Origin of the sequence: Exiguobacterium sp. KRL4 (genome assembly GCF_001870785.1) — a bacterium.
Lineage (GTDB): Bacteria > Bacillota > Bacilli > Exiguobacteriales > Exiguobacteriaceae > Exiguobacterium_A.
Genome location: NZ_MOLV01000005.1, coordinates 20432 through 42126, shown reverse-complemented (window position 1 = coordinate 42126; position 21695 = coordinate 20432). Strand labels below are relative to the sequence as shown.

Sequence of the window (21695 nt, the reverse complement as noted above, 5' to 3'; positions counted from 1 at the left end):
GATTGATTTTCATTCAGATTAGTCGCTTCGCTGAACGGATGCAAGCAATCGAATCAGGCAATGTGCAAAATGATTTTTTTGATCGAAAAAAGCATCCCGTCCAAAACTGGAGGAATGCCTGTTTCACACGGTTGCATTTTAAGACGGAGTCGGAAGATATCCTTTTGAGTATTCGAAAGCAATGAAGAGAATCGCGCCAAGTGCCAGGTAAGCGACTAAGGTAATCGTCTGTTGTTTTTTCGGCATCTGATGATATTCGACCGATTTTTCAGCTTCGAGCAATGGTTCGATCCGTTGATCAAGCCGGCGTAATAACGCATCATAGTCGTTGGCGGAATCATATTGATAACGTAACAAGTCGTCAGCAGCACTTTTCGCTTCTTCCGGACTGGCGCTCCGTAAATCCTGGAGATCGTGCCGGAGTGACCAGGCGATCGGATCATAGGTCGAGACGGGATTATCGTCTGTTTGTTCAACAGATGGTTCGTCCGTTGTCTCGATTGCTGCAAGTTGTTCTTGCTCGACTTTTGCTTGAAGGACACGACTGCGGGCAGCACGATACAACATCAGGATGGATTTGTTGTCTTCATATTGTTTCGCGAAACGGTATCGTTTCCAGACGGCACTGCCGCCTAAGAAGGCGATGAGTAACAGGATGATGCTGAAATGCGTGATGCCGTAGGCAATCAGTGCAGCGAGACCCGCTACCCAGACGACGATCGGCAGACCGGCTAAAATCCGTCCACCGTCAAGCGGACTGACCGGCAACAGGTTGAACAGGTTTAACAAAGCCCCCAAGTGGAAGATGACGAGCCAAAACTCGTTCCCCGTCAACGCATAACCAATCAAAAGCGGAATCAGTGACAGTAATCCGGCAAGCGGACCTCCGTAGGCTAAAATCGCTTCTTGTTTTGGTGTCCGGAACGTATCCTTGATACCGATGACAGCACCCATGAACGGAACAAAAATCGCCGGTCCCGTCTTGAAGCCAAGCCGTTTGGCAGCCGCTAAGTGCCCCATCTCATGAATGAACAGGAGGTACAGCAAACCGACACCAAACCAGACGCCAAAAATTTGTGCATAAAACAATAACGAAATGCCGAACGAGATTAACGTTCCGCCAAATTTAGAGAACTTTAAGAGAGCGAGTAGGACTTTACCTTTCGAAAGCAAAAATGCACCTGCGACGGCTAGGCCTCCCCAGCGTTTTTTATCCATCGTTCATAACCTTCCTTCATCATCTGACTACTACCCCTAGTGTACGCTAAATGACAAAGGAAAGTTTCGTTTCAGGTGTCAATGGAACGTAATATAGAAACAACTTCCACCGCCAGAACGTGCTTCACTACCGACGGATAGATGATGGTGCTCCGCTAATGCAGCGGCGATCGAAAGTCCCAGACCGCTGCCGGAGCGATCCCGTGCTTCGTCGAGCCGGTAAAACCGATCGAACAGACGAGCGCGCTGCTCCACCGATAAGTTGGTTCCGTGATCGAGAACTTCGAGTCGTTCCGGTCGGAGAAGGAGTTCTGGATCTTTCGCGTATTTAATCGCATTGTCGATGAAAATCGTCAAAATCCGGACAAGTGCTTCGTTGTTCGCGATGACGGTACCGGTTGCATCAACTGGAATGTCAACCGCATACGCATGGTGCATCCGGTCAGCGACTTCCGTACCCAGTTGTTTGAGATCAATGGTTTCCGTCGTCGTTTCTCCGTATTCGAGCCGGGATAGTTCGAGCATCGGTTCAATCAGTCCGCTCCGCATCGTATGCGTTTCGTTCAGGATGTTACTGATTGACTCCTCGAGAACATCCGGATTCGTTTTCCCCCAGCGTTTTAGAAGCTTCGCATATCCTTCGATGACGGTCAGCGGCGTCTTCATCTCATGGGAGACGTCAGCGACGAACTGCCGTTGCTGTTCCATTGTTTGGTCGACCCGTCCGATCATCCGGTTAAAGACTTTTCCGAGCTGCCCGATTTCATCATTTTGTTGTTCGGGAACGGTCTCGAGTGTGCCCGAGTCAGAAATCCGTTCCATCGTCTGACTGAGTTGACGGAGGGGGCGTAACGTCTGATAGGCGATGAAGAAACTGCTGAGAAAGGCGATGATGAGAGCGATGACCAAGACGATCGAGAAGGCGAAGATCAAGGTCGAAACCGTTTCATCGACCGTGTCGTCTTCAAACAGATAGGTTTGATCCTCATGGACGATACCAAACCAATTGCCGGATTTAAACGGTTCGTCCCTTGTCGTCGGAATACCGGGAAGATCGCGTGCCCGGACATCACCGTTGACTGTCGCGGAATCATCATCCTCTTCATCGTTTGCGATGACCCAGCGTCCGTCGTTACGGGACAGAACGACGGAATCTTCATGCAACGTCAATAAGGCACGGGTCGAGGAATCATCCTCCATCAGCTCCTCGGCCTGTTCGAGTTGAGTGAAGCGGGATTCGATCAAGTGATCGCGCACGACATAGGTGACGACTAGAAAAGAGAACAGCAACAAGAGTGTCGTGAACAACGTCACCGATAACGCTAGTTTGGTTCGTAACTTCATCCCTTCTCCTCCCTTAAGACATAACCGATCCCACGAACCGTCTGGATCAAAGGCGATTGACTACGATCGATTTTTTTACGTAAATACCGAATGTAGACATCGACAATGTTCGTTTCCCCGAAATAATCATATCCCCAGACCCGATTGAGGATTTGCTCACGGGTCAAGACGTGTTCCTTGTTTTCCATCAGATAGGACAACAAATCGAATTCGCGTGGCGTCAAATCAAGTGGGGCGTCGTTGCGAAACGCTTCATGCCGGTCCAAATCTAATAAGACATCGGCATAATGAAGCTGATTGGTTTCGACGGCGGCACGTGTCGTCAAGCGGAGTAAGGCCCGGATACGTGCCAACAATTCTTCGATTTCAAACGGTTTCGTCACATAATCATTGGCGCCGAGATCAAGCCCTGCGACCTTGTCATACACTTCGCCTCGTGCCGTCAATAAGATGACGGGAACCGGATTGCCTTTTCCACGGAGCCGTCGAAGCACCTCGAAGCCGCTGAGCTCCGGCATCATCACGTCGAGTAGGACGAGATCGATGTCGTTCTCAGCAGCTACTAAGCCATCTTTACCGTTTGAGGCGACACGCGTCGCATATCCGGCATGGTTTAATTCCAGTTCAAGTAGTCGGGCGATTTTCGAATCGTCCTCGACGATTAAGATGGTCGGTGCCATAGAGTTCCTCCTTACGACTGTTCGTCGATTTCTGTCACTTGCTTCGATCCGTTCAACTCAAGTTCGACTTGTGAATCAATCTTTACATCATCATCCTGTTCCATGTTTTGTGCCCGTTCAAACGTCACATTTTTGCCGTTTTGTTCAATGACGACTTGTGTGTCCGTCACACGGATCAATGAACCGCGGATGTCTTGGTCTTCAGCCACATCGTCTTCTTGACGGCCATCGTTCCGGTCGTCCCGATCATCCGCATCTTCACGGTCGAGCTCCCGGACGAGACCGTTTTGAGTCAGTTCAAGTTTGACGGTATCACCGACTTGCGCTTGGTCGATCTCTGCTCGCTCGATGAAACGGTACGTTTGATCCGAACCATTCTGAGTCAAGACGATTTGTTCATTGGACAGTTCTTTGACGACACCGGTGACTTCATTGCGGTCAGCGTCGGATGAATCGTCATCTCGACCATCCCGATCATCTTCACGTTCGAGTTCCCGGACAAGACCGTCCTGATTGAGTTCAAGTTTAATCCAATCGCCGGCCGTAGCTTGTTCGATTTCGGCAGATGAGGCAAACGAATACGATTGATCCGTTCCATTTTGTGTGAGTGTCACCGATGTGTCGGATACTTCTTTTAACGTTCCTTCTATTTCTTGATCATCCCGAAATGCACTCGGAAGCGATTGCTTGACGTTACTTGAAACTTTTGTTGAAGCCGCTTCGACTTTTTGTTCAACTTGTTCTGAAGTCGTGACGCCTGAATTGATGAGAGAATGTCCCGGACCGGTGAACAGTAAGAAGGCGCCAGCCCCTGTCAAAACGGTTCCTGTGATGGCGATTGAAGCGAGACCGCGTTTTACAAAATTCTTTTTTGGTTTATCCGTACGTTTTTTGTTTGTCATGATGATTTCCTCCTCAGTAGTGGTAGCTGCTTTTCTTATTCTTAGAATAGCGCCCGCAAGTGAGAGGAGACTGAGGATTAGATTAAAATTTGATGAGAAATCAAATCAGTTTGATGAAACGGGCAGGATTCCCGCCGACGACAGTGTTCGGAGCGACATCTTTGACGACGACACTTCCGGCCGCGATGACGGCATTGTCCCCGATCGTCACACCTGGAGTGATGACGGCACGTCCGCCGATCCAGACGTTGTCTCCGATGACAACCGGCTTCCCGAATTCATAACCGCTGTTGCGTTCGACCGGATCTAACGGATGCGTCGCTGTATAAATGTGGACGCCCGGAGCAAGCATACAGTTGTCGCCAATCGTAATCGGACAAATGTCGAGCAGCACACAATCGTAATTGGCATAAAACCGGGCACCAAGCGTGATGTTGTAACCATAATCACATTTAAAAGAAGGTTCGATGTAAAAATCCGTTTGTTCCGTCCGTAAAAGTTGTTGCAGGAGAGATTTTCGGGCAGGCAATTCTTCGATGCTGAGTTGGTTAAATTGATGACAAAGCACCTGGGCCCGTTTCCGATCGGCCACGAGCTCCGCATCTCCTGCCAAATACAACTGACCTTGAATCATCTTTTCTTTTTCTGTCACATGAATCATCTCCTATCATATGTATACCTTCATTAGACTAAACCGGACGGGGAGAAGCAACTGATACCAAAAAAAAGCGATTTTGATGTCGCCATCAAAACCGCTTTTTACTCTAGCATTCAATTAAGCGAGTTCAATTCCGCCTGTGACACCATAAATTTGTGCCGTGACATAACTGGCATCATCTGAAGCGAGGAAGACATAGACGCTCGAAAGTTCGACCGGTTGCCCACTCCGTTTAAGCGGCGTGTCTTGACCGAATTCCGGAATGTTTTCGCTTGGTTGACCACCTGAGATTTGCAATGGTGTCCAGATTGGACCCGGTGCAACAGAATTGACGCGGATGCCTTTTGGCGCGACTTGTTTCGCAAGTCCTCGTGTAAAGCCGTTGATGGCAAATTTCGTTGACGCATAATCAAGCAGGTTCGCACTTGGGTTGTAGCCTTGAACCGAAGTCGTCGTGATGATCGATGCGCCTTCTTTTAACAGCGGAAGAGCAGCTTTAACGACCCAGAACAAAGAGAAAACGTTGATTTCATATGTTTTACGAAGTTGTTCCGTCGATAGGTCCATGATGTCCTCGACGGCTTGCTGTTTGCCGGCGACGAGTGCCAGAATATCAATTCCGCCAAGTGATTCGTGTGCTTCTTTGACGAGTTGTTGACAGAACGTTTCATCACTGAGGTCGCCCGCCAGTAAGTAAGCTTTTTGCCCGGCAGCTTCGACAAGTGCTTTGACTTCTTCAGCGTCTTGTTGTTCTTCCGGCAGATAATTGAGGAACACATCGGCACCTTCACGGGCATAAGCGATGGCAGCGGCACGGCCGATTCCGGAATCGCCTCCTGTAATCAAAGCTTTTTTACCTTTTAATTTACCGGATCCTTTGTAGCTTTCTTCACCACAATCGGGAACGGGTTCCATTTTTGCCTGGACAGCCGGCGCCTCCTGATATTGTTTCGGGAAGTCATCATTAAAATATTGTGTAAGTGGATTGTTAGACTGTGACATGAACTGATTCCTCCTAGGTAGTGGTTTGATTTGCATAAGAAGTATGTTCCCTGTCACTTCACGTCTAAACGTCAATTGATTAATCAAGTGAAGTTTTCTTCAAGTGGAGAAGTGCGCTCAATAAAGCTGTAGCAATAACTAACCGAAGCGGACAAAGAGCAAATAAAAAAATCGAAGTCCACATGTGTGAACTCCGATTTTGATTAAAGATGGGGTAGTTGACCGATCAGACACGTTCCGATGTCAGTTCTTTCATCCCTTGTAAAGCTGCTTGATTCAGTAAGTTCCATGGTTTGTTGTAGTGTGGTTGGAAGAAGAAGTCGACGAAAGCGAGTTCTTCAAGCGTCATCTCATTTTGAATCGCGACCGACAATGTATTCATCGCCTGGGTGAGGTCGACTTTTGAGATGATTTGTGCACCCACGACACGATGAGTCGTAGTTTCATACACAAGTTTCAGTTGGACATTTTCAGCTGTCGGCATGAACTCAGGACGGTAGGCATCTTGAACCGTCGTACTTGTCACTTCTAAACCGAAGAACGGGGCAGCATCTTCTGTCAGACCGGTCGAAGCAATGTTCAAGTCATACAACCGGAGACCGGACGTTCCTTGTGTGCCTTGGTAGCGGATCGTCGGAGCGAGTAAGTTTTTCCCGACGAGTGTTCCCATTCGGACAGCATTTGTGGCGAGCGGAATATAAGCGTGTGTCCGAGCCGGATTATAGTAGACGGCACAGCTGTCACCGGCAGCAAAGATGTTCGGATTGCTGGTCCGCATATAGTCGTCGACGATGATTGCTCCGTTCGGCAACATATCGATTTGTCCTTTTAACAGTTCCGTACTTGGTCGGAAGCCGACACAGAGAATGACGAGGTCCGTTTCGAACGTTCCTTTATCCGTGACGACTTGTGTGACATTACCGTCCACGCCGGTAAAGCTTTGAACGGTCTGGTTCAACTCGAGGTGAATGCCACGGTCTGTCAATTCACTTTCAATGATATCCGTGAATGAACGATCCAAGTATTTATTTAAAATCCGGTCGGCACTGTCGATGAACGTGACATCTTTGCCGTATGCTTCGAATGCTTCAACCAATTCAGCACCGATGTAACCGGCACCGACGACGGTAATCCGTTGGGCATCCGTTGCTTTTTTGATGATGGTTTGCGCGTGGTGATAGTTTTTGCAGAGCTCAATTTGATTCAGTTCAATCCCAGGCAACATCGGGATGATCGGCCATGAACCAGTCGTCATAATCAATTTATCGTACGTATCATGAACGGTTTCACCCGTTACGAGGTTTTTGGCAACAATCGTTTGATTCGTGCTGTCGATTTCGAGAACATCATGTTTTAAGCGCATCTCGGCACCAAGCTCAGCCAGTTCATCCGGTGAAGAATAAAACAGTGACTCCGCATGCTCGACGACACCACCGACATGAAGTGCAATTCCGCAAGAAAGGAATGAGACGTTATCGTTTCGTTCGTAAACGGTGATATCCAGTTGCTCGTGCTGTGAAGTCAATTCTTTAACTGCTGCTGTTCCCGCGTGTGTACAACCGATGACTGCTACTTTCATGAGTAAAGTCCCCTTTTTGTTTTGTTTGTGATAAATATCACATTCATTTGATATCCTTAGTGTATTACTTCACAATGTTGTTTTCAAGTAGTTTGTTCACCGTTGAGCATAATAATGTCCAAATTGTGAATGAGTGAGCAAATTGGATTTCGAGGAGCTATGATATAGATTGTTCATCTGTATCGTTTCTGTTAAAAACGTGTAAAACTGTTTTAGTTTCTGAAGTTCGGGTTATAATGAAACAGAGAACTAAACGAAAGGGTGGAAACCGATGGATACCGAGAGGATCGATCATCTATTCAGCTTACCTGATTTTTAGCAGTGCCAATCTTCATTGAACAGGAAGGTAATGGCTTGAAAAAAATCAGGGAGAGCGAAAATAGATGAATACCCAAACGGGACAACTACAATCTCTCCCATGGAAGATACGGGAGAGGACAATAACACATGAAACGAATCATAACCATCTTAAGTGGAACGCTACTTATGGCGTTCGGCTACTACACCTTGAATGAACAATTTGGATTAGCAGAAGGCGGATTTATCGGTCTGTCTTTACTTGGACGTTACTTTTTTGACATTAATCCATCGATTTCGATGATCGTACTCGACATTCCGTTTTTTATCGGAGCGTTATATTTTAAAGGAAAACGTTTTGTCAGTGAAGCACTCGTATCGGCAGGCGCATTGTCGCTGTTTTACGAAATGTGGTACCGACTGGATCTGTTTCATTTTCCGGAACAGGCATGGCCGGCAACACTGATCGCTGCTGTCGCCAGTGGAATTGTGACCGGCTATGGTCTTGGTCTCGTTCTGAAAAGTGGCGCGGCAACAGGAGGAGACGATTTGTTGTCGATGGGCCTTAGTAAACTGACCGGCTTATCAATCGGGACGATTTTATTTGGTCTTGATGCCATCGTCCTCGTTATCTCACTCGTCTATCTGCCGTTGAGTTTAACGTTGTATACATTGCTCGCAGTCGCAATTGCGGGACGTGTCGTTTCGGTCATGACACGCGAACCGGTCGTCGTACCGGTTCCAGTAGCTGAACTGAAATGAAATGAAACGAAGCAAAATCCTTCCTGACGACAGGAGGGATTTTGTTTTAGGATATAAAAGAGAAGAAAGGGGCAAAATCGATGATTAGACAAGCAACTGCCAATGACGCGGATCAAATCGCACCGTTGATTGAACAGGCGATTCATGAAATTGCTGAGACACTGACGGGAACACAGGAGAAGGAATTGATTTTGGAACGGCTCGCGCTGTTTGTTACGCAAACGGGAAACCGGCTCAGTCACGAGAATATTCTCGTCAAGGAGCTCGACGGGAATGTCGTTGGCATCGTCATCGCATACGCGGGAGTGGATGCGGCACAGTTGGATGATCCGATTAAACGTCAGCTGCTTGAGTGGACAGGACAAGAGGTGCAGATTGATCAGGAGACGGAAGGAAACGTCTTTTATCTGGATACGTTGTCGGTTGATGCAGCATATGGTGGAAAAGGAATTGGGTCTGAGCTGTTGCAGGCAGCGGCGGACGAAGGGGAGCGGCGTGGATTACGGGCGTTTACGTTAAATGCGGATCAGACGAATGCTGGTGCGCAACGCCTTTATCGGCGTCTTGGATTCGTCCCGGTCAAGAAGATTGAGATCAGCGGTGGACAATTTGATTATATGGAACGACCGTATTCAACTTGAATGACGAGGGAAGTACTTCGAATTCGTTTCAAGATTCGTTGATACGCAGACAAGACTTCGCTTTTTTTCGTCTTGTCTGCTTCTTAACGACGTTTCGTTAAGTTGTTAAGATCGACACACTAAGAATCTGGATTCAAAAAATCACTCGTTTCACGCGACTCCTACAGGAAAACGCATGGAAAAGAGTGATTTTTTTACGTTCAGCTTAATTATGAGGCGATGATTTGTGACTCGTTGGAGTCAACCGGATCCATCACTTTAAAAAACGTTGTAACAGAACGGATTCGACAGGCGTAATCTGCTCTTTCAAGCGGGAAGCTGCACACAGCCGTAAACAAGCCTCGAGTCCTGTCACTTTCCTGATGCGCTTAAAATAATAGACACGGTACAAATGACTGAGAACGAATCGGAAAATGCGTTCTGCCGGATTTCGTAAAGAGCTTCTTCCCCCATAACGGAACAATAAAAAAGTACGGGCGACGTCCATCAGTGGATTGCCGATGGAGGCATCCATCCAATCGATCAAATAGACATCTTCTTTAACAAGCAACAGGTTATACGGGTGAAAATCACCATGACATAAAGTATGTCCCGCTACAAGTGCAGTGTGAGCGAGATACCGTTCTTGAAGACGCGGTAACCCGTCGACGGATAACGTGTGGAGGTGCTGGTGTAAGGTGACCATGGTCGTCATGTAGCGGAGAATCCGAACTGGATGACGTTTCATCAAATCTCCGAGGGATTCCCCTTTCAAATACTCCATGCGAATGGAATGATCAACTTGATTATAGACACGAGGTGTCATCGGAAAGTGGTTCTGGATGGACAGATGATTTTGAAATTCCTGCTGGATCGCTGCATGCGGAACGTGTGCGTGAAACTGCTTTCGAACAATCGCCGCGGTTTCTTCTTGAATCGTTGCCGTGTTGCCGTTTCCAATGATATTCATCAAATCCGCTCCTTATCGTAAGATCATCCGGTACAGCCGTGCTTCCGCATCCTCCGGTTCGAACCGGGGATCACTCGTAAAGCTGAAAACTTCCGTCACTTCGATTGGTACATCTGTTGCCCGTAACCGTTCCAGCAATCGTCCGGTCAGGTAGACTTCCTGTGATTTTGGTTCCGCTCGCCATTTGCTGACAGATCCAATCGGGACGATGGTGGCGTCAGGACGTGTCATTAAAAACTGACGTTCTTCTTCATCCGTAAAGATGGTCGCGGACGCCGGTAAGGCGGTAATGGCTTCCGCCAGCTGAATCGTAGCCGTTTTAGTAGTCGCTTGTTGATACAAAGCGATACTTCCGATCACCAATTGAATACATAAAAACGGAACGAGCCAGCGGACCGACAGACGGCGGACGAGTAAAACCACAAGCAGTAAGACGAGTGGTAAGACATGCCGCGGTTTATCGATGTTTTGGGCAAACCAGCCCCAGAGAAAATAACCGGTTCCGGTAACACTCCACCAGAGAGGGAACGAACGGAAACGTTGGCAAAACAAGAACAATCCCGATCCGAGACCAATCCAAGTGGCAAATCCAAGACCATGCCAAACAATTTGTTTGAGCGTCAATCCAAGTCGTTCCAGCAGGGTGGCCTCATCCGTTTGTGCCGTGCCTCCCCAGTCCGAGAAATGACCTGTCACGAAGCTGAGTGACAATTGGGCAAAGGAAGCCGGTCCGCCGACAGAGAAGGCGACCGGTAACAGCCAGGCAAGTTGGGCGAGCAGCAGGACCGCGATTTCGGATACCACTTGCCAAGTGTCACGCCGCACTTGCCACAGTAAAAACAAGAGTACGATCCCAAACGGTGCATAGGATAAACGGGTGGCCATCAACAGTCCGAACAGGATGTACGGCAAAAGACGGAAATGATCCTGCCGTGCGCGTTCGACACTCCAGACAAACCAACAGAGGACACCGAGTGCGAGGCCGTCCGACATCCCGGTCGCGGATAAGACGACAAGGGAAGCCGTCGACACGACTGTAAAAGCGGCAAGCAACCGGACCGTATCGAAGGGATGTCGTTTGAATAAAAGATAGAGTGGGACAAGACCGCTTGCAAATCCAAGAGTCGAGACAACTCCAAGGGCACGGACAGGATCAAGCCCCAGTCGTGCGAGCCCCGTCGCAAGCAGAATGAAAAAAGGATAACCGGGGAAATGTGGCTGCAAATTCGCCAAATCATACTGTCCGACCGCCAATGTGAAGTTCGCGATATCGTAGCTGGCAACGTAAGGGCTGACCCAATAAAGGCGTCCTGCGAGACAACCGAGTATCAGAACGACACACATGAAAAAAAGCGATCGTCCACGTCGTTGTGGATGACCGCTTCGAACCGTCACGAGACCTCCTTCAGTTTCTTGACGGTTTTTGGCGCGCGATTTTGACGCATCAACATGAAACCGGCGAAAGCGAAGTATCCCCACCAAGCGAAAACTTGTTCGATGGACGGATTATGGCTGTAGCCGAACATCGCAGCCATGAATGTGCCGATTTGACCGCTGATCAACGTCGTGTTGCCCGTATCCCGCAAATACTGGACTTGATCGATATAGTGTTCCGGCATGAAGGCGACGATGTTGTAGAGGGCGGCCGGTGTGCCGTCCGCATTCGTCAACAGACTGCCGAGCAGACCAAGATCCTGGAACCGGCCAATCGTTTGAACGAGCATGCCGGCAGCAATGAACAGAATCAAGACGCCGGTCACTTGGAAAAAGCGTTTGACGGGAATCTTCATCGTTCCAGAGACGAATAAGTAACCGAAGATCAAGGCGAGCAGGAGACCGGAGACGGCACCATAACTCGTTAAGACCTTTTCGATTTCTCCACCAGAAATCGCAGCGAAGAAGAAGACCGTTTCAATCCCTTCCCGGACGATGACGAGGAACGAATGCACAATCATCGTGATGGCACTACCCGTTGAGACGGCGGCAGCGACTTTTGCTTGTGAGGCTTGTTGATTTTCCTTCGCTTCCTTGCCCATCCAAAGCACCATGTGGGTTAAGAGGAAAACAGAGATGATCATGATTCCAAGCCGTAAATACGTATCACTGCCGAAGCTTGCGAAACTCGTAAAGACGACTTGGAACAAGAAGGCGACACCTAAACTCGCGAGTAAGGCAAGTCCGACACCGGCGTAGACCCATTTTTTATATTGTGGTGCATTGAGCCGATCGAGGTAACCAAGAATCAAGCCGACGATCAAGACGGCTTCGAGACATTCGCGAAGAGTGATTAAAAACGCCTGAAAATCCATGTATCTTCCTCCTTATTGAGCGCGTCGTTTCTTACGCTGACCGATGATGACGATGACGATTAAGATGATGACAAGGCTGATGGCGACCGTTTTCCAAATGTCATCCGTCCCAAAGGATTGACCGAAAATCGAGTCCTCTTCATCGAAGACACCGGTCTTTTCCTCCCCCGGTAAAACGAACAGTGGGGTGACCGTATCTTCAATCTGTTTAATGTTTTGATCAAATGTTTCTCGATCACTGGCTTTTTTCCCTACCCCAAACAAACCGGGGTTTCCAAGAGCTGCAAGTGAATCATCAAAAGCAGTATACAATGAATCACTTGTCTTTGCACCCTCACTTTCTTTAACGTAAGGAGCGAGCACATCGTATGTGCCGCGTGCTTTGGCAAGCAACAACTTCGCCTGTCCAAAGTCATCGAATTGTTCCTGCGCAAAATGCAGACGCCGTTCGATGTTTTGACGTAAAGCGACCCGGTAGGCTTGCTTGGCGGCATCGGCATCTTCTTTTTCTAACGATGCGTCGATTTTTTCTTTTGCTTCCGGAAAATAGAGCGTGAACTCCTTATCGTAGGCATCGATGGTTTCTTTGGCTAACGTGTAATTCTTTTGGTCAAGCTGTTCCTCAAACTGTTTATAAGCTTCCGCAAACGCTTCCTTTCCTGGATCCCCGTAGCTGTAGGCGAATGCCGGCAACGGTGTAGTGAGCAGGAACAAGAAGGCGATGACGGTGATGAAAAGCGGTTTCCTCATCCGAGATGCTCCTTTCGTTCAAAACGTTCTTCAGACGACAACGGGACGATCGGGCGACGCCATTCCTGGTAAATCGCAGGCAGGACGCGCTGGATATAGTTAAAGCGGATAAACGATTTTCCGGCTTCTCGGACGCGGTAACGAATCGGGACTTCATGCAGCCGGAACCCTTTTCGAACGAGATTGAGTGTCAGGACTTGGGCATAGTTATAGTCGTGGATGATTTCCGCATGTTTACACGCCGCGCGGGAAAAGGCACGCATCCCGCTTTGTCCATCGTGAATCCGACGTTTTAATAAGACACACTGTAACCAGGTAAAGACGTGATTACCAATGTACCGATACAAGCGCATCCCGTCGACGGTTCCGAGAAAACGGGAACCAAATACATAGTCGGCCTCGTCCAGAAGAATCGGTCGGACGACGTCGGGAATCTGATCCGCCGGATATTCGTTATCGGCGTCAATCATGACGGCGACGGTCGCACCGTGTTCGTAAGACCGGAGCAGTCCTTCGCGGACAGCGGCACCTAAACCACGGTTGTTCTCAAAGCGGTAGACGATTGCTCCGTGTTGACGGGCAATCTCTGACGTCGCATCAATGGATCCGTCGTCGATGACAATCGTCTCGACGGGTAGTCCGTCGATTTCAGCCGGAATGCGTTTTAAGACAAGTGGCAAGGAGACTTCTTCGTTATGGGCCGGAAGAAAGACGACGATTTTTTTCATGAGGATTCCTCCTTAAAGGCTTCCGTCAGTAAGACACCCCGGCTGTCGCGCGGGATATCGGCACCAAGCAACTTCGTAATCGTTGGTCCGAGCGACAGGATATGCCGGTGTGTATCGACTTTCAGACCGGCATGGACGTGTTTGCCGTACATCCAAAACGGAACAAACCGTTCTCCTTCATCGAGATGACCATGACCGCCGATCCCATCGGCTTGTCCGTGATCCGCCATGACGATCAGTGTTGCATCGTCGAGCTTACCAAGCCGGTCCAGTTCTTCACAAAATTCAGCCAGCAAAGCATCAGCCTCTTCGATTTTCTGGACGTATTCGGAATAGAGGGTGCCACGGCTGTGGCCGGTCTGATCGGTTCCAATCAGTTGAATCGCGAGTAAGTCCGGATCTTCTTGATGGACGATTTGTTTGGCGCGATCGATGATGTTACGGTCTGCGACATCATTATGCATGACGGCTGTCACGGTATGAACGTCTCTAGCACCGAAGGCATCGACAAGATGGGCGATTCCAAGAATCTTACCGGTTTTCCCGACGTCACGCAACCGGTCAAAGACCGTATCGGTTTTGACCCCCGTCGTATTCCAGACCATGTTCGAATGGATACCGTGTTCTTCCGGACGGGCTCCGGTGAACATTGAACTGAAACAGACGACCGTTCGAGCCGGATAAACCGTTTCCATGTTCGTATACTCCGTGCCTTCCTGGCGGAGACGTTCGAGGAACGGCGTGTCTGCCGCCATGTAGCGATCTTTCCGCATCCCGTCGACAATCAGGACATAGACTTTATTAGATGTAGGAATCGGTGCATCGACGGTCGTTTCGGTCGGTAGTTTCGGTTTCCAATCGAATAGGTAGTGATGCAGGATCCAGGCGAATAGGAACAGCCCAAGTGGGAACCAAAGATAAGACCAGTCGAGTGTCTGTTCGATTGAGGCGGTTTGCCAATAAGCGAGTAACAGTCCGACTTTCGGCAGTTGTTCCTGGGCATTCCCACTCGTCGAGTCACTATTTTTAAGGACCAATTTCCAAAAACGTGTAAAGTTGAGCCAGTTGGTTCCAATCCGAAGATGGTAATAAATCGTTCCCCAGAAAAAGACCGTAAAGAAGAAATAGAGACCGGCTCCATACGCGAACAAGGGAATTAGTCGAGAGTCGGTTCCTTCGATAAAAAACCAGACGATCAACGGAAGCCACAGGTAATTCCGTAGAAAAAGCGGGAAATCAAACTTCCAATATAAGATCAATAACGGAAGTGTCAGCAAAAAGCCGAAGCCAACACCACTTAAGGTTTGTTGGAACAACAAGGTGTAGCTGAGGAAAACACCGATCGTAAAAATAGGAGTGAACGGTTTTCCTTCATTCAGCAAGTTCCACATGCGTGCAGCAATCTTTTCAAAACGGGAAGCACTTTTCATCAATGTCATCCTTTCTGATCGTGCTCCTTAAACTGGGTGAAGAGTTGTTTCACGATTTTGAAGTGTCGGGCACCTACATAAAGAGGGGCCAAAAAGGCAAAAGCGTATTTAAAGACGTGTGTCATCAAGGCAAGTTCGTATGGATGTGGAACATCCGCCAACTGCAAGACGGTCCCCATCGCAAGCTCATACGTCCCGAGTCCACCCGGGGTAAACTGGGCAATCCCGGATAAGACGCCCGCACTCATTGCGATTAGAACAATCGGAAAAGCGACGGTGACGTCAGCACCTTGAAAGAGGCAAAAAACAGCGCCGGCTTCACACATCCAAGCAAGTGCACCATAGCCGATCAACGGATAAATCGTTTTGATGAATCGACGGACGAGCAGTAGTGCGAGTAAACCGAGGATACAGGCGACCCCGGCCACCCATACCGTCTGTCCTAATAATAACCCGGTAGCGACGAAAAGACCGAGTACGGATAGGTCGATGCCGCGTTGGGCGACAAAAATCGCCGTTGTCCGTTTCATCGGACTACCGATGGCGCGTGCGGTCAGCAAACGCACTGCTTCCCCGAGTTTGACGGGGGAGAGGTGATTGATGGCGAGTCCCAGATAGAGACTCGTCAGATAGACCGCAGTGGGACCTGTTTTTTCATCGGCGTTTCGCCAAGCAAGCGCCCGTAAATAAAAGGCGAAAGCATAGGTGACGGTAGCGGCAACTGTCCAGGAAGATGTCAACAGGGTTTGGAGATCGTCGTAAACAACAGGCAGTTCCAGTCCAAAACGAACGAGTAAAAAAAGAGCTGCAAACGTCAGAAAGACGCCCGCAGCCCCACGTATCACAGGCGATCGAGATGCCATGTGATCATCCGTTCAATTCCATCAGCGAGCGTGACGGATGGAACATAACCGAACGTCTGCCTTGCCGCATCGGTGTTACTCCATGTCATTGAGACATCTCCCGCCCGTGCGGGAGCAAATGCTACCGGCACGTCAAACCGTTTACCGAGCATTGCTGCAACGTCTTGAACTGACTCCGGACGGTTGGCACCTAGATTGAAAATACCGGTTGCCTGTGCTTCCAGCGCTTGTTCCATTCCCCGTGTGATGTCGTCAATATAAGTGAAGTCTCGAACCGGTTTACCGAAAACCGTCAACGGTTGACCGTGTAAGGCGTGTTCGATGAACCGATACAGCGCCATATCCGGTCGGCCATACGGACCATAGACAGTGAAGAAGCGGAAGATACCGATTTGTAGACCGTATAGATTCTGATAGGCCTGACAAAATGTCTCAGCACTGTATTTCGCTGCCGCGTAGGGACTCATCACTTGTCCGGTTGCTTGATGTTCAACAAGTGCACCCGTCTGTTCACCGTAGACGGAGGATGAAGAAGCAAAAAACAGATGCGGAATGGAATGTGTGCGCGCTGCTTCAAGAACGGTCACTGTCATCGCGATATCATCCTCGATGTACCGGTGCGGTTCCGCCAACGAGCCGGGTACACCGGGCAAGGCGGCGAGATGAAACAGGGCGGCAAAGGAACGGGAGGCGCACCAAGTCGCCATATCCTCATGCACGTTCCCTTCAATGACCTCAATCCCGTGCTGTTGCAAAAGATGAGCCCGTTCCAGTTTCAGTTTAACGTCATAATAATCTGTGAAAGCATCGATGACACTAACGGTATGACCACTCGCTTGAAGGCGAAGCGCGAGGGCCGCTCCAATGAAACCTGCGCCACCTGTGATTCCAATTTGCATGTCGCGCCCCTCCATTTCCAGTCGTTTAGTTAAGCGGCTCTAAAGCGTCAATGACTTTCTTGCCTGTCTCTTCAGCTTTCACGTCGCCTTTTTCAACCATTGCATACCAGTCATTGGCGTCAGACAGCACTGTGCTGGCTTGTTCTTTTCCGAGACGACTCTCAAGTGTCGGTTTCATCGCAATGACGAACATGTTTGCTTCCATCGCTTCGACCCGTGCCGTATCAACATCTTTTTTCTCAAGTGCTTCTTGTGTTTCTTCGTGGTATCCGTCAATTTTTGCAGTTAATGCTTTGGCAAATAAGCTCTCCACTTCTTTGTACTTAATACCTTCAGGTTTTGTTTTTGAGAAATCATAAAGATCTTTTAGTTTAGTGACTGCTTCTTCATCTCCACCAGCCAGTGATTCCTCAATAGCAAGCAAGAAACCATATCCTTCGGCTTGCTCCATCTGTAATTCTTTTTCATCTGTACCTGCTTTAACGCCTTCTTCTACTTTTTGCGCATAACCGAGAGATGCAAGGTAGAACGACCGGTAGATTGATTTATCCGTCAGCTGTTTAGCCACGTTGAAATCGGCAGGCTTTTTCGCCGTGATCGCTTCTTCCTGTGCCGTCAACCCAGAATTGATGGCTTGAGCGATGGAGTCTTCGTTTTTAAAGCCGTAACTTGCATCCCGTTTTTCGGCAGTCGGGATGAAGACCGTTTCTGACATGTCTTTAATATCGTTCAGTGCAGCTGTCGCTTCGTCCGTTTTGCCGGCCGCAACGGCTTCTTCTGCTGTCGCTTGTGTTGATTTTTGGAGTTTATAGAAGTAAGACTGAATGCCTTTGTCGACAAGTTGACGGGCAACGTTCTCATCCAGTTCTTTTGATTCGACACCCGCCAATGCGGAACTGATGACTTCTTCGATTTCAGGAGCAGCGGTCGAGACGCCGCCTTTTAATTTTGAGTCATAACTCGTCGTAACCATTTTCCAGTCGATGGCTTGACCTTCTTTTGCTTTGTCGAGCTCCGCCTTGATAGAACTGAAGATTGTCAGTTCATCTTTTAAGGTTGTAGCTGCGATACCCGCATCTGTTTTTGTTTCAGATGTTTGCTCCGTTTTCTCTTTTTTCGGAGCCGTCGTCGTTTCTTCGCTGTTGCCACAAGCAGCAAGTAATCCTGCCGTAATGAAGAGTGATGCTACCTTAATTCGTTTTTTCATAATCGTTTCCCCCAGAATATATAATTAGTTGATAAAATGATGTCGTTTTCACAAATCTAACTATAACGAGAATAATTCTCATTGTCAATTGAACTTTAAAATGAAAAAAATGGCTCCCGAGAAGCCTCGGAAGCCATTTTAAGGTGATGTTTTACTGAACTTGGTCATACAATTTCGTGAGATACGCAAATACTTCGTCAGAAGCTTGGAACATCATGACCGAGTGACCAAAGATGGCTGCCGGATTAAAGCCATGATCCAAGTCGATCGTCGAAGCAATCGTCACATCACGGTCGCTGTCGAGAACGACACGGAAGTATTTGAACTCTTGGTTAAAGTCGTTGATAGCATTTAAGATAGGTAAATCTTCGACACCGTCTGGTACATGTGTAATCGTCCGAGCGAACAATTCGACATCCGTTGCTGTTTTGCTGAAGACGATCATCATCATCGGTTCAGCACCAGATGGCGTTTTTTCTTGTGTCATGAAGAAGACGTGTGTTTCGTTCTCACGTGCTTCCATCGGGATGCCTTTTTCGACTAAGAAAGCTTGGAACTCTTCCAGATACTGTTGCTGAACAGCTGTGACGCCGTTCTCATTTGTTTCTGGCTGACTGTTTTGGTGAATCGGTGTGACTTTGTTATCGTTCGTGTCTTTTGAGTTACGATCCTGGTCCATTTAAAAATCCCCCTTATAGATACTGTAATCTCAGTTTCAAGCATTTCAGATGGAATTGCAACTAATGTCCGTTATCCTCAAAGGAACATTTTCATTTTAAAACAAGACATCTTTGTGAATGAACGAACAGATAACTTGAAAAGGTATACCTGAATGGGTATATTGGTACACATAGACAATAATGGATTCTACTCAAGGAGGAAGACAAGATGAAAACAATCATTGTAGGTGGAGTGGCAGGTGGGGCAACTGCAGCAGCACGATTACGTCGATTGGATGAAACGGCAGAAATCATTCTATTAGAGCGGGGTAAGGAAATTTCTTTTGCGAATTGTGGTCTACCGTATTATATCGGTGACGTCATTAAAGACCGAAATAAATTATTGGTTCAAACTCCTGAAGGCATGAACGCACGATTCAATCTGGATGTCCGAAACCTGTCTGAAGCGATTCGAATCAATCGTGAACAAAAAACCATAATTATTCGTAAAGTCGATACCGGAGAAGAATATGAAGAAACATACGATCATCTAATCCTGTCACCAGGAGCAAAACCAATCCGGCCGGGCATCCCGGGGTTGGCGGAAGCGACGAACGTCTTTACGTTACGGAATATCCCGGACACTGACAAGATGCGTCAATACGTCGACGAAACCCGTCCATCCCATGCGACGGTCATCGGTGGAGGTTTCATTGGTCTTGAGATGGCGGAGAACTTAGTCGAGCGCGGCGCACGTGTGACATTGATTGAGATGGCGGATCAAGTCATGGCACCCGTCGATCCGGAGATGGCTGCGATTGTGCATGAACATCTACGTGCCAAAGGGGTTGATCTGATTTTAGAGGATGGTGTGGAACGGTTTGAGCAAGCCGGTACACAGGTCGTCCTGACGAGTGGGAAAATCATTCAGACGGAGATGAACATCCTGTCGATCGGCGTCATGCCAGAAAGTAACTTGGCTTCAGATGCCGGACTTGAGCTCGGAATCAAACAAACGATCCAAGTCGACGAGACACTCCGGACTTCAGACCCTTCCATCTTTGCGATCGGTGACGCGATTGAAGTCAAAGACTATATTACGGGTGAACCGGTCCACGTTCCGCTTGCTTGGCCGGCGAACCGTCAAGGGCGTCTCGTCGCCGATATCATCACGGGTCGGGATGTCCGGTACACAGGGACACTCGGCACGGCTGTCGCAAAAGTCTTTGATTTGACGGTCGCTTCAACCGGCGTCAATGAAAAACGCCTTCGTCAGTCCGGACGCCGCTACGAAGCAGTTCATCTGCATCCGGGTTCCCACGCTGGTTATTATCCTGGTGCGAGTCCGATTTCGATGAAGTTGTTATTTGATCCGGTCGACGGAACGATTTTTGGTGCACAAGCCATCGGGATGACGGGTGTCGAAAAACGAATTGACGTCTTAGCGACGGCAATTAAAGGCGGGCTGACGGTTCTTGATCTGCCAGATCTTGAATTATCGTATGCCCCTCCGTATAGTTCAGCAAAGGATCCGGTCAATATGGCAGGATACATTGCCTCGAACATCGTGCTTGGAGACAGCGAAAACGTCCATTGGCATGAGATTGACCAAATTGTCGCGGACGGCGGATTGTTGTTGGATGTCCGGGAACCTTCCGAAAATGAACTCGGTTCGATTCCGGGCTCTGTCAATATTTCCTTGCCGACGTTGCGTCAGTCGCTCGATGAACTGCCGAAAGATCAACCGATTTACGTGACCTGCCAAGTCGGACTCCGTGGATATGTGGCGAGTCAGTTACTCAAACAACACGGATTTGATGTCAAGAATCTAAGTGGCGGCTACAAGACGTGGGCAACGGTCAACCGTGACCGTGAAGCGAGAAGCCACGTACGGGAGGAAACAGCAGTGACGATCACGAAAAGTGAGCCGAAATTAAAAACAAAAGAGCAGATCACGTTACTTGATACATGTGGTTTACAGTGCCCGGGACCGATTCTGGAGCTGAAAACGAAGATTGATCAACTGCAAGACGGCGATCAAGTTTTCGTCAAAGCATCTGATCCTGGTTTCTTACCGGATGTTCAAGCATGGGCACATAAACTAGGTCATACCGTCCATACGGCGGAAATGAATCAAGGAATCGTCGAAGTCTTGCTCGAAAAAGGGAATACGACGATGCAACCTGTCCAATCGACCGTCACGAAAGCAGATGATGCGACGATGGTCGTCTTTAGCGGTGAACTCGATAAGGCACTCGCTTCGTTCGTCATCGCGCAAGGTGCCCAAGCGATGGGGAAACAAGTGACGATGTTCTTTACGTTCTGGGGACTCAATGTCATTCGAAAACCAGATGCACCGACCGTTGATAAGGCACCAATGGAACGGATGATGGGCATGATGATGCCGAAACACGCCGGGGATCTTCCGCTTTCGAACATGAACATGGGCGGGGCTGGTCAAAAAATGATGAAAAAAGTCATGAAAGACAAACAAGTCGATGCGCTCGAGACGATGATGGCGAAAGCGCAGGCTGCAGGAGTTCGAATGATTGCCTGCACGATGTCAATGGATATCATGGGAATCAAAAAAGAAGAGTTACTCGATGGCATCGATTATGGAGGTGTCGCGAGTTATCTAGGTGCGACGGACGACGCAAACCTGAATCTGTTCATCTAAGTATGAATGACACGACAAGCCTCAGTAGACTGGGGCTTGTTTTTTATGTAAAACCTTACATTGGATGTGAGGTTTTACATAACTTATTCAAGAAAACTACAGACTGACAGATAAAACGCATTTGATTTTCTGAAATTATTT

The 21695-nt window shown here is 48.5% G+C and carries 20 protein-coding genes; 3 read left to right on the top strand and 17 right to left on the bottom strand.

Features of this window, described 5'->3' with window-relative positions:
* Nucleotides 1–138 precede the first annotated feature (138 nt).
* The 7 genes from BLD48_RS04595 to BLD48_RS04565 form a co-directional block, all read right to left on the bottom strand.
* Nucleotides 139–1218: a site-2 protease family protein gene (locus BLD48_RS04595; protein WP_071499137.1), complete on the bottom strand. Its 1080-nt coding sequence runs from the start codon at nucleotides 1216–1218 to the stop codon at nucleotides 139–141.
* A 78-nt stretch (nucleotides 1219–1296) separates the two neighbouring features.
* Nucleotides 1297–2562, bottom strand: a complete 1266-nt coding sequence (locus BLD48_RS04590; RefSeq protein ID WP_071499136.1) for a sensor histidine kinase — start codon at nucleotides 2560–2562, stop codon at nucleotides 1297–1299.
* On the bottom strand, nucleotides 2559–3242 hold the full coding sequence (locus BLD48_RS04585) for a response regulator transcription factor (RefSeq protein ID WP_071499135.1): 684 nt from the start codon (nucleotides 3240–3242) through the stop codon (nucleotides 2559–2561). The genes BLD48_RS04590 and BLD48_RS04585 overlap by 4 nt, the downstream gene beginning before the upstream one ends.
* Nucleotides 3243–3253: 11 nt before the next feature.
* Nucleotides 3254–4144, bottom strand: coding sequence for a hypothetical protein (locus BLD48_RS04580; protein WP_071499134.1), 891 nt, complete (start codon nucleotides 4142–4144; stop codon nucleotides 3254–3256).
* 100 nt (nucleotides 4145–4244) lie between these two features.
* Entirely contained in the window at nucleotides 4245–4796 is a 552-nt protein-coding gene (locus BLD48_RS04575; protein ID WP_369825742.1) for a maltose acetyltransferase domain-containing protein, read from the bottom strand.
* A gap of 123 nt (nucleotides 4797–4919) precedes the next feature.
* Complete coding sequence (locus BLD48_RS04570) at nucleotides 4920–5804, bottom strand: SDR family oxidoreductase (protein WP_071499132.1); 885 nt, start codon at nucleotides 5802–5804, stop codon at nucleotides 4920–4922.
* A 226-nt stretch (nucleotides 5805–6030) separates the two neighbouring features.
* Nucleotides 6031–7383: an FAD-dependent oxidoreductase gene (locus BLD48_RS04565; protein ID WP_071499131.1), complete on the bottom strand. Its 1353-nt coding sequence runs from the start codon at nucleotides 7381–7383 to the stop codon at nucleotides 6031–6033.
* A 447-nt stretch (nucleotides 7384–7830) separates the two neighbouring features.
* Here BLD48_RS04565 and BLD48_RS04560 point away from each other — a divergent pair, with 447 nt between their 5' ends.
* Together BLD48_RS04560 and BLD48_RS04555 are read left to right on the top strand one after the other, a co-directional pair.
* Nucleotides 7831–8442, top strand: coding sequence for a YitT family protein (locus BLD48_RS04560; RefSeq protein WP_014971549.1), 612 nt, complete (start codon nucleotides 7831–7833; stop codon nucleotides 8440–8442).
* 80 nt (nucleotides 8443–8522) lie between these two features.
* The gene (locus tag BLD48_RS04555; RefSeq protein ID WP_071499130.1) at nucleotides 8523–9083 is read left to right on the top strand and encodes a GNAT family N-acetyltransferase; all 561 of its coding nucleotides are present in this window, start codon (nucleotides 8523–8525) and stop codon (nucleotides 9081–9083) included.
* A gap of 253 nt (nucleotides 9084–9336) precedes the next feature.
* On the opposite strand, the gene BLD48_RS04550 is transcribed toward BLD48_RS04555, so the two are convergent.
* The 10 genes from BLD48_RS04550 to BLD48_RS04505 all read right to left on the bottom strand — a co-directional run bounded on the left by BLD48_RS04550 (nucleotide 9337) and on the right by BLD48_RS04505 (nucleotide 18897).
* Nucleotides 9337–10032 (bottom strand): phosphotransferase family protein, encoded by a 696-nt coding sequence (locus BLD48_RS04550; protein ID WP_071499129.1) that lies wholly within the window; start codon nucleotides 10030–10032, stop codon nucleotides 9337–9339.
* Between the two features lie 12 nt (nucleotides 10033–10044).
* Complete coding sequence (locus BLD48_RS04545; RefSeq protein ID WP_071499128.1) at nucleotides 10045–11427, bottom strand: hypothetical protein; 1383 nt, start codon at nucleotides 11425–11427, stop codon at nucleotides 10045–10047.
* Complete coding sequence (locus BLD48_RS04540) at nucleotides 11424–12341, bottom strand: FTR1 family iron permease (protein WP_071499127.1); 918 nt, start codon at nucleotides 12339–12341, stop codon at nucleotides 11424–11426. The genes BLD48_RS04545 and BLD48_RS04540 overlap by 4 nt, the downstream gene beginning before the upstream one ends.
* Nucleotides 12342–12353: 12 nt before the next feature.
* Nucleotides 12354–13091 carry a hypothetical protein gene (locus BLD48_RS04535; protein WP_071499126.1) on the bottom strand — a complete coding sequence of 246 codons (738 nt, stop codon included), beginning with the start codon at nucleotides 13089–13091 and terminating at the stop codon, nucleotides 12354–12356.
* A complete protein-coding gene (locus BLD48_RS04530; RefSeq protein WP_071499125.1) occupies nucleotides 13088–13819 on the bottom strand; it encodes a glycosyltransferase family 2 protein in 732 nt (243 codons plus the stop codon). The genes BLD48_RS04535 and BLD48_RS04530 overlap by 4 nt, the downstream gene beginning before the upstream one ends.
* The gene (locus BLD48_RS04525; protein WP_071499311.1) at nucleotides 13816–15249 is read right to left on the bottom strand and encodes an alkaline phosphatase family protein; all 1434 of its coding nucleotides are present in this window, start codon (nucleotides 15247–15249) and stop codon (nucleotides 13816–13818) included. The genes BLD48_RS04530 and BLD48_RS04525 overlap by 4 nt, the downstream gene beginning before the upstream one ends.
* Nucleotides 15250–15254: 5 nt before the next feature.
* Complete coding sequence (locus tag BLD48_RS04520) at nucleotides 15255–16112, bottom strand: lysylphosphatidylglycerol synthase domain-containing protein (RefSeq protein WP_071499124.1); 858 nt, start codon at nucleotides 16110–16112, stop codon at nucleotides 15255–15257.
* Nucleotides 16091–17011, bottom strand: a complete 921-nt coding sequence (locus BLD48_RS04515; protein WP_026830372.1) for an NAD-dependent epimerase/dehydratase family protein — start codon at nucleotides 17009–17011, stop codon at nucleotides 16091–16093. Before BLD48_RS04515 ends, BLD48_RS04520 begins: the two co-directional genes overlap by 22 nt.
* Nucleotides 17012–17036: 25 nt before the next feature.
* Nucleotides 17037–18218 carry a hypothetical protein gene (locus BLD48_RS04510; protein ID WP_071499123.1) on the bottom strand — a complete coding sequence of 394 codons (1182 nt, stop codon included), beginning with the start codon at nucleotides 18216–18218 and terminating at the stop codon, nucleotides 17037–17039.
* 151 nt (nucleotides 18219–18369) lie between these two features.
* Entirely contained in the window at nucleotides 18370–18897 is a 528-nt protein-coding gene (locus tag BLD48_RS04505) for a type III secretion system chaperone family protein (RefSeq protein ID WP_071499122.1), read from the bottom strand.
* Between the two features lie 209 nt (nucleotides 18898–19106).
* Between BLD48_RS04505 and BLD48_RS04500 the strand changes: the two genes are divergently transcribed.
* The gene (locus tag BLD48_RS04500; protein ID WP_071499121.1) at nucleotides 19107–21554 is read left to right on the top strand and encodes a CoA-disulfide reductase; all 2448 of its coding nucleotides are present in this window, start codon (nucleotides 19107–19109) and stop codon (nucleotides 21552–21554) included.
* Nucleotides 21555–21695 lie beyond the last annotated feature (141 nt).